This is a genomic window from Roseomonas sp. F4 (assembly GCF_053891155.1).
The window spans coordinates 795,199-808,195 of the sequence record NZ_JBSSHK010000001.1 but is presented as its reverse complement, the minus strand read 5'-3'; the positions used below and the strand labels follow the sequence as shown (position 1 = coordinate 808,195).

Sequence of the window (12,997 nt, the reverse complement as noted above, 5' to 3'; positions counted from 1 at the left end):
GCACCTGAGGGCAAGTTAGAACTTCACCTGCGGGGCGTTCCTGGTCGCCGCCCGTTCATTCTCATCCAGCTCGAAGAAGCCGCGCGGGCCGAAGCCCAGGGAGCCGGCAAAGAACACCGCCGGGATGGATTGGATGGAGGCGTTGTATTCCGCGACGGTGTTGTTGAAGAAGCGCCGGGCCGCGGCCAGCAGGTTCTCCACATTGGAGAGTTCGCCTTGCAGCGACAGGAAGTTGGTATTGGCCTTCAGGTCCGGATAGGCCTCCGACAGCGCGAAAAGCCGGCTGAGCGCGGCGCCGAGCTGGCCCTCCGCGGCGCTGGCCTGTTCCGGCCCCTGGGCGCGCACCGCCGTGTTGCGGGCGGCGATCACCGCCTCCAGCGTGCCGCTCTCATGCGCGGCGTAGCCCTTCACCGTCTCCACCAGATTGGGGATCAGGTCGTGGCGCTGCTTCAGCTGCACCTCGATATCCGCCCAGGCCTGGGCGACCGCCTGCCGCAGTGAGACCAGGCGGTTGTAGATGACGACCAGCCACAGCAGCAGCAGGACGACAATCCCGAGCAACACCCATTCCATGATCAGGCCATTCCCCCTTGATGGGCCGCAGGCTACGCCGCCGAGGCGCGCTCCGATAGGATCGCATCCGCCCGCCGAAAAGCCTCCGCCATGCGCTCGGCCGGCATGGCGCCGCTGAACAGCAGATGGCGGTCCATCAGGAAGGAGGGCACGCCGGAAATGCCGCCGCGTCGCGCCGCCATATCCTCCGCCAGCACCTCGTCCCGATGCGCATTGCTGGCCAGCATCGCGGCCACGGCCGCGCCATCCAGCCCGGCCCCGCCGGCGAGTTCGGCGAGCGTCGCGGCATCGCCAACATCGCGGCCTTCCTGGAAATAGCCCCGAAACAGCGCCTCCACCACCGCATGCTGCACGCCCTCGGTCTCCGCCATGCGGATCACGCGATGGGCGGCGACGGTGTTGGGGGTGCGCAGCATCAGGTCGTGGCGAAAATCCAGCCCGACGGCGCGGCCCGCCTGCGCCACATTGGCGTCCAGCTCCCGCCCCCGGCTTTCCGAGCCGAATTTCTGGGCGCGGTATTCGGCGCGGGCCACGCCTTCGGCGGGCATGTCCGGATTGAGCTGGAAGGGGCGCCAGCGGATCTCGAAGCGCAGCCCTTCCGCCGCCAGCAGCTCCAGCGCCGCATCGAGGTTGCGCTTGCCGATCCAGCACCAGGGGCAGATGGCGTCGGAGATGATGTCGAGCGTTCGCATGCCGGCCTCCGTCAACAAAGGCTGACCTCGCATCTTGGTCGCCGCATGGTCAAGCCGCGTGGCACAGTGTGCAACAAAGCGCGTTGCACAGCGCCGGCTTCATCAGCCGTTAGCCCCGGTCCCGCAGAATGAGCGTGTTCAACCGTTGGGAATCCCTTGCAGATCACCGCGACCAGCAGCGCGGCCAATGCCCGGCACCTGTCCGGCGTGCTGGCCAACCTGTCCACGACCCAGATCGGGATGCTGGAGCCGGAGGTGATCGGCCGGCTGCCGGGGCTTAGCCTGGCGGGTCTGGCCAGCACCCAGCTGGCTGCGCTGGCGACGACGCAGCTCGCGGCGCTGAAATCCACGCAGGTCGCGGCGCTGGCCACCAGCCAGATCGCCGCCCTGGCCAGCACCCAACTCGGTGCGCTGGGCACCGCGGCGGCCAGCGGGCTTGCCGCGACGCAGTTGGCGGCGCTCGGCACCACCGGGCTGGCCGCCCTGTCCTCCACGCAGCTGGCGGCGCTGAAGCCGGCCGCCCTGACCACGCTTTCCACCGCCACCCTCGAAGCGCTCGGCACCGCCCAGACCTCGGCGCTCACGCGCAGCCAGATGGCGGCGCTGCGGCCGACGCAGGTCGCCGCATTGGCCACGACGACCATCGCGGCGCTGACCACGACGCAGCTCGCCGGAATCAGCAATGCCGGCATCGCCGCCCTGGGCACGGCGCAGCTTGCCGCCATGGCGACTACGCAGATCGCCTCGCTGAGCCGCAGCCAAGCCACCGCCCTGACCGCCGCCCAGGTCACCGCCCTCGCCCCCGGCCAGCTCGCGGCGCTGGATGCGACACAACTCGCCACCTTCTCCGGCGCCGAGGTCGCGGGCCTGTCCAGCACGGCGCTAAGCTCCTTGTCCGGCACCCAGATCGCGGGTTTTTCCGCCGGCCAGGTTGCCGCCATGCAGCCCGAGGGGCTGGCGGCGCTCAACCCGACGCAGCTCGCCGCCATCTCCGCCTCCGCCATGGCAATGCTGAGCCTTGGCCAGGTGCAGGCGCTCGGCACCACCCAGGCGGCGGCGCTGACCACGTCACAGGTGCGGGCCTTCGGCGCGGTGCAGGCAAAGGCGATGACGGCGGAGCAGATCTCGGCGCTGTCCACCGGCCAGATCGCGGCATTGACACCGGCCGCGCTGGCGGCGGTGGACGGGTCGGATTTCGATGCGCTCTCGACCGCGCAATGGGCCGCCCTCGGCACGGCGCAACTGGCCGCGCTGAAGCCGGCGCAGGTCGCGGCCATGAGTACGGCGACGCTGACGGGGCTGGCAGCGGATCGTTTCGCCGTCCTGTCGCGCGCCGCCATTGGCGGGCTGACCACCACCCAGCTTGGCGCGCTCGGCAGCAGCCGCATCGCCGCGCTGACGACGACGCAGGTCGGCGGGCTGACCTCGTCGCAACTGGCCGGGCTGGGCACGGCGGATGTCGCCGCACTCGGTTCCAGCCAGGTCGCGGCGCTGGCGCGCGGTGCCCTGCCGGGACTCGGCACGGCGGGGCTGATGGCGCTGGGCGGCAGCGGGCTGGCGGCGCTCACCACCGGCCAGGTCAGCGCCCTGACCGCGACCCAGATCGGCGGCCTGCCGACCGCGAACCTCGCGGCGCTGGAAACCCGGCAGGTGGCGGCGCTCAGCAGCACGGCGCTGGCCGGGCTCGGCAGCACCCAGCTGGCCGCGCTGGGCACCAGCCAGATGGCAGCGCTGGGCACGGCGCAGCTGGGGGCATTGGGCAGCACGCAGCTTGGCGCGCTGGCGGCCACGCAGATCGCGGCTTTGTCCAGCACCCAGGTCACCGGCATCGCCGGCGCCGCGCTGGGCGGGCTGCAAGGCACCGCCATGCAGGCCCTGGCGGTCCAGGGCCTCGGCAAGCTGCAATTGATGGGGCTGGGCAGCGCCCAGCTCAGCGCCTTCGCCACCAGCCAGGTGGCGGCATTGACCAGCACCCAGGTCGCGGCGCTGGACCGCTACCAGGTGCAGGCCCTGCCGGATGGCGCGCCAGCGCTCTGGGGCACGGCGCAGATCAGTGCCCTGACCGCGGCCGGGGTGATGGGGCTGGAGGCGGCGGACCTCGCGGTGCTCTCCACCGATCAGGCGGCGGTGCTGAAGCGCGCCCAGTTGGCGGCGCTGAGCAGCAGCCAGATCGGCCAGCTCGGCGCGACGCAGATCGCGGCCCTGACCACCACCGCGCTGCAGGGCCTGGTCTCGACCCAGGCGCCGGCACTGACCAGCACCGCTTTGGCAGGGCTGGGCTCGGCGCAATGGGCGGCCCTGCCACCCACCGCGCTGCCGGGGCTGGAAAGCGGGGCGCTGGCAGGCATCGGCAGCACCGCCCTCGCGGCGCTGAGCGGCGCGCAGATCGCCGCCCTCGGCACGGCGCAGTTGCTGGCCGCGAGTTCGGATCAGCTTACCAGCCTCAGTTCCACCCAGATCGCCGCCCTGACCGCGACGCAGCTCGGCGGGCTGGATGGGCCGCGTGTGGCCGCGCTGGGAACGACGGCGCTGACCGCTTTGTCCACCGCCGGAGTCGCCGCCCTGGGCACAGCGACCACCAGCGCCTGGGGCGCGACGCAGGTCGCGGCGCTGGGCACGACGCAGGTGGCGGCGCTGTCCGGCACGGCGCTGGCAGCGCTGTCCAGCACCGCCTTTGGCGCGCTGGGCAGCACGCAATTGGCGGCCCTGGGCTCGGCGCAGCTCAGTGCCCTGTCCAGCACCAGCGTGGCCGCGCTCGGCACCACGCAGCTTGCGGCGCTGAGCGCTTCGGGCCTCGCCGGGCTGGGGGTGGCGGCGCTGGGCTCCACCCAATTCGCGGCACTGGCCACCAGCCAGGTGGCGGGGCTTGGCTCGGCGCAGATCGCCAGCCTTTCCACTACCCAGACCGCGGCTCTGGCGAGCACGCAGCTCGCCGCGCTGAGCGCCGCGGGCGCCGCCGGTCTCAATCTGGCCGCCCTGGGCACGACTGGGCTCGCGGTGCTTGGCACGGCGCAGATGGCGGCGCTGGGTTCGGCGCAGGTGGCGGCGCTGGATTCCGCGCAGATCGGGGCGCTGGCCAGCACGCAATTGGCCGCACTGTCCGCCACCGGCATCGCCGGGCTGGATATGGGGCTGGCGGCGGGGCGGCTGACGGAGCTGTCCTCCCGCCAGCTTGGCGGCCTGGTTTCCACGCAGATCGCCGCGCTGACCGCCAGCAACCTGGCGGCGCTGACAAGCACGCAGATCAGCGGCCTGGCCGCGCCCGCTTTGGGCGGCTTGACCACGGCCCAGATCGATCTGCTCGGCACCCGCATGCAGGGGCTGAGCGTGACCCAAATCGGCGGGCTGGGCGCCGCGCAGGTGGCGGCGCTGTCCACCACGGTGCTGGCGGGGATGGGCACGGGCCAGGTCGCGGGGCTGTCCTACTCCGGCACGTCCGGCCTCGGCACGGCGCAGATGGCCGCGCTGGGCACGACACAGATCGCGGCGCTGCGGTCGAGCCAGTTCCTGGCGCTCGGCACGGACAAAATCGCCGCCCTGGCCACCACCCAGGTGGCGGCGCTGACATCGGCGCAGGTCGCCGGCATGGGGCCGGCGCAGATCGGCGCGCTCGATACCGCGCAGATGGCGGCGCTCACAGGGGCCGCGCTGGCGGCGCTGGATGCGTCACAGGTCGCCAGTCTGTCGACCGCCGATGTCGGCGCCATCAGCACGGCCGCTTTCCTCGGCCTGACGCGCACGGCGGTGCAGGCGCTGTCCAGCGACCAGTTGGCGGCGGTGAATACGGGCCAGCTCGCCGCCCTGCGAGCGCGGCAGGAGGTGCCCTTCAGCCGGGACCAGCTCTTCGCCATGACGCCGGAGCAGCTTTCGGCGCTTTACGGCTGACGCCGCGGCGCCCTCACCCCCAGGCTTCGGCTGCCGCGCGCATCCGGTCCGGCACCTGTGCCAGCACCTCCGCCCCCGCATTGGCGAAGGCCATGCGCAGATGGCGGTCCTGACCGGGACCGAAGAAGCTGCCTGGCAGGGTCATCAACCCCTGTTCGGCGGCCAGGAATTCGGCCGCGGCCTCGGCGGACGGCGCCCCCTCCGGCAGGCGGAGATAGGCAAAGTAGGTGCCGATCGCGTCCAGCCGCCAGCCGGGCACCTGGCTGACCCCGGCACGGAACAGCGCCGCGCGTTCGGCCATCAGCGCCCGGTTGCCGGCCCGCCAGCCCCGCAGCGCCGGCACCGCCCAGGTGAGCGCCGCCTGGGCCGGGCGCGCCGGGCAGATCTGCCAGGTGTCCAGCAGCTTGGCGAGTTGCGCCAGAAAGGCCGGGCCGCCGGCGACCGCGCCAAGCCGGTGCCCCGGCACGCAATAGGCCTTGGAGAAGGAGTACAGATGCACCAGCCGGTCGCCCCAGCCCGGCTCGGCGAACAGGCCATGCGGCGGGGATTGGGCTTCGGTGAGGAAGTCGCGATAGGTCTCGTCCAGCACCAGCCAGACGCCGCGATCCCGGCAGAGCTTGGCGAATTGATGGATGACCTCGGGCGGATAGACCGCGCCGGTCGGGTTGTTCGGCGTGACCAGCACGAGGGCGCGGACCGGGTTCGCGTCCATCAGCGCGGCCGCCTCGGCCGGGTCCGGCACGAAGCCGGCCTCCGCGCGCGCCGGAAGCGGCACGGCGCGCACCCCGCGCAGGGTCAGCGCCATCTGGTGGTTGAAATACCAGGGGGCGGGCAGCATCACCGCCTCCCCTGGCGCGGCCAGGGCCGCCATGGTCATGGCGAAGGCGAGATTGCAGCCGGCGGTGATCGCGACATGCTCCGGCGCCATGGGTGTGCCGTAGAAACCGCTGATATCCTCGGCCAGCGCCGCGCGCAGCCCGGCATCACCGTCGATGGCGCCATAGCCGGAGCAGGCGATGCTGCCCGCCGCCTCCGCCAGCCGCGCCAGCAATTCGGGCGGTGGCGGATAGCCGGGGACCGCCTGGGTCAGGTCCAGCGCCGCCCCGGCCGCGCCGGCATAGCGCGCGGCCCAGGCCCGGGCGGCGGGGATCGGCGGGGCGGCGGTCTCCAGGACCCGGTCGGACAGAATCATGCGGGGATGGTGCCGTCCCCTGGCGGGGCCGGCAATGGATCGGGGCCGTCCTCAATCAGGGCGCGGCCGGTGACATGCCGCCAATGGTGCCAAAGCAGCCGCGCCGCGATGCCGCGCCAGGGCCTCCAGGCCAGGGCCATCGCCGCCAATGCCTTCGGAGCGGGCCGCGCCGCCAGGCCCTTCAGATGCGTGACGCTGGCCGCCAGGGCGATGTCGCCGCTGGGAAAAATATCGGGCCGGGAATGGGCGAACAGCAGATGCACCTCCGCCGTCCAGGGGCCGAGGCCGCGAATGGCGACCATATGCGCCACCGCTTCCGCATCGCTCATCCCGTCCAGCAGGTCGAAACGCAGCCGGCCCTCGATACAGGCCAAAGCGAGCGCCCGCGCATGCGCCGCCTTGGGGCGGGACAGGCCGCCGATGCCGCAGAGCACCTCATCACCCATCGTCACCAGCCCGGCCGGGTCGAGCGCGCCGGGAATGGCGGAAAGCCGACGCCAGATCGCGCCGGCCGCCTGGTTGGATATCTGCTGGCCGCAGATGGTGCGTAGCAGCCCGGGAAAGCCATGCGGGCGTGACCGCCAGGGCAAGGGGCCCGCCGCCGCCTCGATCCCCGCGAAATCCGGGTCGAGCACGGCCAGCGCGGCCACCGCATCCCGCGCCCAGCTGGGCGGGTGGGGGAAGAAAATGGGCGGCGGGGATTCAGGAGGGGGGGTCATCCCCGCCGCCAGTACAACACGCCACCCCGGGCTGGGAGGGGGACTCACACGGCATAGTCGAGGCCGCGGCCCGGGGTGACCTGTCGAGTTCGGGAAATGGGCCGCGCCGGTTACGCCGTCAGGGGCGAAAGCGTCAGGAAGTGCAACACCATGTTACGGCGGCCCCCCGCGTCACCCGCCGCAACAATGCGGTCGCTTTGCCGCTAGGGACCGGCGCCTGGCGCGCTATGTTACAGCCATGGACGCCACAGCCCCGCATATCCTGGTGGTCGATGACGACCGGGAAATCCGCGAACTCCTCGGAAAATTCCTGGAGAAGCAATCCTTCCGCGTGACCGCCGCGCGCGATGCTCGGGAGGCCCGAAAACTCTGGCCGCTTGGCCGCTACCATCTGGTGGTGCTCGACCTGATGATGCCGGGTGAATCGGGCCTGGACCTGGCGCGCTGGCTGCGCACGCAGTCCGAGGTGCCGATCGTGATGCTGACCGCGATGGGGGAGGAGACGGACCGCATCGTCGGCCTGGAACTCGGCGCGGATGACTATGTCGCCAAGCCCTTCAACCCGCGCGAATTGCTGGCCCGCATCCGCGCCGTGCTGCGCCGCGCCACCGCCGATAGCAGCACGGGCCCGTCGCAGGAGCCTCCGGCCAAGGTGCTGCGCTTCGCCGGCTGGGTGCTGGAGCCGACGCGCCGGCGCCTGCTGAACCCGCAGGGGGCGGAAGTGCCGCTGACCGGCGGCGAGTATGAATTGCTGATGGTGCTGGTCGAACGTCCGAACCGGGTGCTGACGCGGGACATGCTGATGGATCTGCTGCGCGGCCGCCAGGCGGGGCCGTTCGACCGCGCGATCGACGTCGCCGTCTCCCGCCTCCGCCGCAAGCTGGAGGATGACGGGCGCAACCCGCAGGTCATCAAGACCGTGCGCGGCGGCGGCTACGTGCTCTCCGCCACCGTCGAGCGTGGCTGAGATGCGCCGCTGGCTGGGCTGGTTGTGGCCGAGAAGTCTGGCCGGACGCACCGCGCTGGTGCTGATGACAGGGTTGATCCTGGTGCAGGTGGCGGGGCTGACAATCCATGCGCTGGATCGCGTGGACCTGCAGCGCTACCAGCATGCGCGGGAGATTTCCCAGCGATCCTTCGTCGCCTGGCGCAGCCTGCTGCCATTGCCCCCCGACCGCCGCCAGTCGGTGCTGGAGGATCTGGACACGCCGCCGGGCATGCGGATGACGCTGGATGACGTGGCGCTGGCGCAGCCCGGCTTCCCGCCGCCGCCGCCCGGTCTGATCCGCCTGCTGCGACTCGACGGGCTGAGCCGCGCGCCGCCCCGCCTGCGGCCGCGGGAGGTGATCATCGCGACCCATGGGCATCCGGGCCGGCTGATGGTCAGCCTGCGCTTTCCGGACCAGGGCTGGCTGAATCTGCGACTGGAGATGCCGCCGCCGCGTCCCTGGCATTCCTTCACCTTCCTCATCGCCTTCGTGCTGATGACCATGGCCGCCCTGGCGCTCACCCTCTGGGCGGTGCGGCGGCTGACACGGCCGGTGGCGGCACTGGCGGAGGCGGCCAACCGGCTTGGGCGCGACGTGAACGCCCCCCCCTTGCCGGAGACCGGGCCCAGCGAGGTCGCCACCGCCGCGCGCGCCTTCAACACCATGGCCGAGCGCATCCGCCGCTTCGTCGGCGACCGCACCCAGATGCTGGCGGCCATCGGCCACGACCTGAAGACGCCGATCACCCGGCTGAAGCTGCGCGCCGAATTCCTGGACGATGACGAGCAGCGCCGGAAGATGCTGGCCGACCTGGACGAGATGGAGGCGATGATCGCCGCCACCCTGGCCTTCGCGCGGGACGATTCAACGCGGGAGCCCTCGGTGCCCGTCGACCTCGCCGCGCTCTGCCGCACCGTGCTGGACGAGGCCGCGGATGCCAGCCCGGACCATGCCGAGCTGATCGCCTATATCGGGCCGGAGCATCTGACCGCTTCGGCGCGGCCGGGGTCCCTGAAGCGCGCCTTGGCCAATCTGGTGGGCAATGCCGTGGCCTATGGCGGATCGGCGACGCTGCGGCTGGTGCCGCCGGTGGGTCAGGTGGTGCGAATCACGGTGGAGGATGACGGCCCCGGCGTGCCGGAGGACGAGCTGGAGAATGTGTTCCAGCCCTTCTGCCGGCTGGAGGACAGCCGCAACCGGGAAACCGGCGGCACCGGCCTCGGCCTGCCCATCGCCCGCAATATTTTCCGTGCGCATGGTGGCGATGTGGTGCTGCGCAATCGGCCGGGCGGCGGGCTGGTGGCGCTGGCCTCCCTGCCGGTCTGACTCACGGCCCGAACAGGGCCAGCGCGATCTCCCCGGCGGCCATGCTGGCCGTCAGGCCGATCAGCGACCAGCGCGTCGCCTCTCGCCAGGCAGGCTCGGCGGGAGCTTCGCGGCGCAGCACGCAGGGGCGCGGCGGGATGCGAAGATCGGCCGGGATGTCGCGGGCGACAGAGGCCTGGGGGCGAAAGCCGAGGGCGATGCTGCTCATGGGGTGACTGGAACATATCAAGAACATGAACGCAAGCGGATTCATTGCCCATGGTGATGAGCGCGGTTGACGATGCCCCTTGTGAAAGCGCCCCAGGCCCATGAACATGTCGACCAGCAAGGAGCGCTGCATGTCAAAGTCCGAGGGGTCTCCGCTGGCCCGACGCCTGTTGGTGCTGCGCCTGGCAAGCCTGGGTGGTGCCGCGTCGCTGCCCGTCGCGGCGGCGGCGCAAAGTTCCAAGTCTCCGCCCGGCGCGCCACCTGCGCCGCCAGGGGGAAAGGGCGGGCCGCCGGCGCAGGGCGGCAAGGGCGGTAGCGCCCCCACCCCGCCCCCCAGCGGCGCGACGGACAGTGACCCGAATGACCCGCCGGGCCGTGGCCGTGGTGGCAATCGTCCGGGCACCGGCGTCAGCGACAGCGACCCCAACGACCCGCCCGGCCGTGGCCGTGGCGGCAACCGGCCGGGTGGTGGCGTCACCGACAGCGATCCGAACGACCCGGCGGGTCGTGGCCGGGGCGGGAACCGGCCGGGCGGTGTCACCGACAGCGATCCCAATGATCCGCCCGGCGCGGGCCGAGGCGGCGCGGCGCCGCGCAAGGGCGCCAGCGGGCCGACCGATCGCGACCCGACGGACCCGCCTGGCCGTGGCCGCAGCGGCACCGTGCGGATCTGACGACGGGGCTCAGCCGATCGCGATACCGCGCCCGGCGAAAAAGCGCTCGAAGACCTCGGGCGTCAGCCGCGCATCCAGCTGTGTGGCGGGGGTGTCGCCGGAGGGGTTGTGGAAGCGCAGCGCCCCGTCGGCGGCGCGGCCGAAGACCAGCACCAGATGCCCGCCGCGCAAGGCCGGCGGCACCTCCGGCCAGCGGATGCCGGGATGGACGGAGGCGATGAACAGCCCCTCCGGCAGATTATGCGCCGACACATCCAGCACGATGCGCGCGGCAATCCCCTGCCTCGCCAGCCAGGCCACCGCCCCGGCATAGATCAGGCCGCGAATATCGCCTTCCGGCGTTTCCACATAGCCGCCCTCGGCCTGGACGCCCCGGCGGATGTCATGGATCGGCGGCACCGGCCGGCCCAGCGCGCCGAGCACCATTTGCAGACAGGCGCAGCCGCAGAGATGTCCGGCCCATAGCCCGTATTCCGCTGCATCGGCGGCGCCGCTCTCGGCCCAGAGCGGATCGGTGGCCGCATCACGTCCGGCGAGGAAATCCGCGACCAGGTCGCGGCTTTCCCACTGGGCGCGATAGAGCGTGATGACTTGAGGTGGAATCACCGAAAAGTCTGAATCACGCGATCAAACAAAGCTGGATCAGGCGGCGTCGTTCAGATGGCAGGCGCTGCGCTGACCGGGCGCGATCTCCCGCAGCTTCGGCACCTCCACCGAGCAGCGCGCGAAGGCATGCGGGCAGCGCGGATGGAAATGGCAGCCGGGCGGCGGGTTCAGCGGCGAGGGGATTTCGCCCTTCACCGTGGCGAAGGCCCGCTTGCGGTTGCCGATGCGCGGCACGCTGTTCAGCAGCGACTGGGTATAGGGGTGGTTGGCCGCGGTGAAGACGCGCTCGGTCGGCGCTTCCTCCACCACACGGCCGAGATACATGATGACCACGCGGTCGCTGAGATGTTCGACCACGCCAAGGTCATGGCTGATGAACAGATAGGTCAGGTCCAGATCTGTCCGCAGCTTCATGAACAGGTTCAGGATCTGCGCCTGGATCGACACGTCCAGCGCCGCCACCGCCTCGTCGCAGACGATGAATTCCGGTGCCACGGCCAAGGCCCGGGCAATGCCGATGCGTTGGCGCTGGCCGCCGGAGAACTGGTGCGGGTAGCGGCGCTTGAAGGCCGGGTCGAGGCCGGCGCGGCGCATCTGCTCATCGACATAGCTGTCGAAATTCGCGCGCGTGGTCAGGCCATGCACCAGCGGCGCCTCGCCCACGATGTCGGCCACGCGCATGCGCGGGTTCAGGCTGGCATAGGGGTCCTGGAAGATCATCTGCCGGCGCAGCTTGCCGATCTTGCCGGCCTCGCCGTGCATGGCGGCGACGTTCTGACCGTTCCAGAGGACCTCGCCCTCCGATTGCGGCAGGATGCCCGCGACGATGCGGCCGAGCGTGGATTTGCCGCAGCCGGATTCCCCGACCAGGCCGACCACCTCACCCTTGCGCACGCGAAGGTCGACACCGTCCACCGCATGGACGATCTCCTCCTTCACCGAAGCGCCGAGCTTGCGCGCCAGCTTGGCGGCGATGTCGAGCTTCTTGGCGAAGCGGCGGGTGACGCCGCGCAGCTCGATCATCGGGGTTTCGCTGTCCGAGAAGACCCGGGCCGGACCGACGGATTCGCTCTGCATCTGCATCTGCGTCTGGCTCATGCCGCCACCACCTCCTCAAGATGCGGGTGATGGCAACGGGCGAGGCGGCCCGGCAGCCAGGGCTTCAGTTCCGGCATCACCACGCAATCGGCCTGGGCGCGGGGGCAGCGGGCGCGGAAGGAACAACCCTCCGGCAGGTTGAGCAGCGAGGGCGTCATGCCGGGGATCTGCCGCAGCGGCTCGCCGCGCTTGTTGCGGGACGGCACGCTGCCGATCAGCCCGTGGGTATAGGGATGCAGCGGCGCGTCCAGCACCTCTCCCACATCGCCATGCTCGACGACGCGGCCGGCATACATGACGGCGATATCGTCGGCGAGGCCGGCGACCACGGACAGGTCATGGGTGATCCAGAGCATCGCCGTGCCGGTGTTGGCGCAGAGCTTCTGGACCTCCGCCAGGATCTGGCCCTGGATCGTCACGTCGAGCGCCGTGGTGGGCTCATCCGCCACGATCAGGTCGGGCCTGTGCAGTAGCGCGATGGCGATGGCCACGCGCTGGCGCATGCCGCCGGAGAACTGGTGCGGATAGGATTTCAGCCGCTCTTCCGGTGACGGGATGCCGACCATGCCCAGCGCGTCCCGGGACCGGGCCAGCGCTTCGGCGTGGGAGACCTTGTCATGCGCCAGAACCGTCTCGACCATCTGCGTGTCGATGCGAAGCACCGGGTTCAGCGTCATCATCGGGTCCTGGAAGATCATCGCAATGCGGTTGCCCCGCAGATGCTGCATCTCCTCCTCGGACAGCTTCGCCAGGTCCTTGCCCTGGAACAGGATGGAGCCGCCAACGATGCGGCCGGGCGCATCGACCAGCCTCATGATGGAAAAGCCCGTCACGGTCTTGCCGGAGCCGCTTTCACCGACCAGCCCCAGCACCTTGCCGCGGCCGATGGTGAAGGACACGTCGTCCACGGCGCGCACGACGCCAGCGCGCGTGAAGAAATGCGTCTGGAGGTTGCGCACCTCCAGCGTCGGCGCCGCGGCCGTTGCGGCGGCCAGGGTCGGCGCCGCGGTGTTGAGGGAATCAGCCATGGGCACCC

The 12,997-nt window shown here is 71.2% G+C and carries 12 protein-coding genes; 4 read left to right on the top strand and 8 right to left on the bottom strand.

The annotated features are described in order from the left end of the window. Positions 1-15: 15 nt before the first annotated feature. The gene (locus ACVFYP_RS03865) at positions 16-573 is read right to left on the bottom strand and encodes a LemA family protein (protein ID WP_499198804.1); all 558 of its coding nucleotides are present in this window, start codon (positions 571-573) and stop codon (positions 16-18) included. Between the two features lie 32 nt (positions 574-605). After that, positions 606-1,265, bottom strand: coding sequence for a DsbA family oxidoreductase (locus tag ACVFYP_RS03860; protein ID WP_499198803.1), 660 nt, complete (start codon positions 1,263-1,265; stop codon positions 606-608). A gap of 156 nt (positions 1,266-1,421) precedes the next feature. On the opposite strand from ACVFYP_RS03860, the gene ACVFYP_RS03855 reads away from it, so the two are divergent. Next, complete coding sequence (locus tag ACVFYP_RS03855) at positions 1,422-5,150, top strand: beta strand repeat-containing protein (protein ID WP_499198802.1); 3,729 nt, start codon at positions 1,422-1,424, stop codon at positions 5,148-5,150. 13 nt (positions 5,151-5,163) lie between these two features. Here the strand turns inward: ACVFYP_RS03855 and ACVFYP_RS03850 are convergent, their stop codons facing one another. Beyond that, the gene (locus ACVFYP_RS03850; RefSeq protein WP_499198801.1) at positions 5,164-6,342 is read right to left on the bottom strand and encodes an aminotransferase; all 1,179 of its coding nucleotides are present in this window, start codon (positions 6,340-6,342) and stop codon (positions 5,164-5,166) included. Continuing rightward, a complete protein-coding gene (locus ACVFYP_RS03845) occupies positions 6,339-7,061 on the bottom strand; it encodes a DNA-3-methyladenine glycosylase family protein (protein ID WP_499198800.1) in 723 nt (240 codons plus the stop codon). The genes ACVFYP_RS03850 and ACVFYP_RS03845 overlap by 4 nt, the downstream gene beginning before the upstream one ends. Positions 7,062-7,299: 238 nt before the next feature. Between ACVFYP_RS03845 and ACVFYP_RS03840 the strand changes: the two genes are divergently transcribed. Next, positions 7,300-8,028 (top strand): response regulator, encoded by a 729-nt coding sequence (locus ACVFYP_RS03840; protein ID WP_304811878.1) that lies wholly within the window; start codon positions 7,300-7,302, stop codon positions 8,026-8,028. Between the two features lies 1 nt (position 8,029). Then, positions 8,030-9,376: an ATP-binding protein gene (locus tag ACVFYP_RS03835; protein ID WP_499198799.1), complete on the top strand. Its 1,347-nt coding sequence runs from the start codon at positions 8,030-8,032 to the stop codon at positions 9,374-9,376. A gap of 1 nt (position 9,377) precedes the next feature. Here the strand turns inward: ACVFYP_RS03835 and ACVFYP_RS03830 are convergent, their stop codons facing one another. Continuing rightward, positions 9,378-9,584 carry a hypothetical protein gene (locus ACVFYP_RS03830; RefSeq protein ID WP_499198798.1) on the bottom strand — a complete coding sequence of 69 codons (207 nt, stop codon included), beginning with the start codon at positions 9,582-9,584 and terminating at the stop codon, positions 9,378-9,380. Between the two features lie 130 nt (positions 9,585-9,714). Here ACVFYP_RS03830 and ACVFYP_RS03825 point away from each other — a divergent pair, with 130 nt between their 5' ends. Next, complete coding sequence (locus ACVFYP_RS03825) at positions 9,715-10,257, top strand: hypothetical protein (RefSeq protein WP_499198797.1); 543 nt, start codon at positions 9,715-9,717, stop codon at positions 10,255-10,257. Positions 10,258-10,266: 9 nt separating this feature from the next. Here ACVFYP_RS03825 and ACVFYP_RS03820 read toward each other — a convergent pair whose 3' ends face one another. The 3 genes from ACVFYP_RS03820 to ACVFYP_RS03810 are packed head-to-tail and all read right to left on the bottom strand — an operon-like array spanning position 10,267 to position 12,989. Then, positions 10,267-10,863, bottom strand: a complete 597-nt coding sequence (locus ACVFYP_RS03820; RefSeq protein WP_499198796.1) for a cysteine peptidase family C39 domain-containing protein — start codon at positions 10,861-10,863, stop codon at positions 10,267-10,269. Positions 10,864-10,899: 36 nt separating this feature from the next. Continuing rightward, the gene (locus tag ACVFYP_RS03815; protein ID WP_499199535.1) at positions 10,900-11,940 is read right to left on the bottom strand and encodes an ABC transporter ATP-binding protein; all 1,041 of its coding nucleotides are present in this window, start codon (positions 11,938-11,940) and stop codon (positions 10,900-10,902) included. 17 nt (positions 11,941-11,957) lie between these two features. Next, the gene (locus ACVFYP_RS03810; RefSeq protein WP_499198795.1) at positions 11,958-12,989 is read right to left on the bottom strand and encodes an ABC transporter ATP-binding protein; all 1,032 of its coding nucleotides are present in this window, start codon (positions 12,987-12,989) and stop codon (positions 11,958-11,960) included. Between the last annotated feature and the right edge of the window lie 8 nt (positions 12,990-12,997).

Excerpts from the sequence above, each read along its gene's own strand:
- ACVFYP_RS03825 (WP_499198797.1), top strand. The coding sequence starts at position 9,715 with ATGTCAAAGTCCGAGGGGTCTCCGCTGGCCCGACGCCTGTTGGTGCTG.
- ACVFYP_RS03840 (WP_304811878.1), top strand. The coding sequence starts at position 7,300 with ATGGACGCCACAGCCCCGCATATCCTGGTGGTCGATGACGACCGGGAA.
- ACVFYP_RS03810 (WP_499198795.1), bottom strand. The coding sequence starts at position 12,989 with ATGGCTGATTCCCTCAACACCGCGGCGCCGACCCTGGCCGCCGCAACG.
- ACVFYP_RS03845 (WP_499198800.1), bottom strand. The coding sequence starts at position 7,061 with ATGACCCCCCCTCCTGAATCCCCGCCGCCCATTTTCTTCCCCCACCCG.
- ACVFYP_RS03830 (WP_499198798.1), bottom strand. The coding sequence starts at position 9,584 with ATGAGCAGCATCGCCCTCGGCTTTCGCCCCCAGGCCTCTGTCGCCCGC.
- ACVFYP_RS03815 (WP_499199535.1), bottom strand. The coding sequence starts at position 11,940 with ATGCAGAGCGAATCCGTCGGTCCGGCCCGGGTCTTCTCGGACAGCGAA.
- ACVFYP_RS03835 (WP_499198799.1), top strand. The coding sequence starts at position 8,030 with ATGCGCCGCTGGCTGGGCTGGTTGTGGCCGAGAAGTCTGGCCGGACGC.
- ACVFYP_RS03860 (WP_499198803.1), bottom strand. The coding sequence starts at position 1,265 with ATGCGAACGCTCGACATCATCTCCGACGCCATCTGCCCCTGGTGCTGG.
- ACVFYP_RS03865 (WP_499198804.1), bottom strand. The coding sequence starts at position 573 with ATGGAATGGGTGTTGCTCGGGATTGTCGTCCTGCTGCTGCTGTGGCTG.
- ACVFYP_RS03850 (WP_499198801.1), bottom strand. The coding sequence starts at position 6,342 with ATGATTCTGTCCGACCGGGTCCTGGAGACCGCCGCCCCGCCGATCCCC.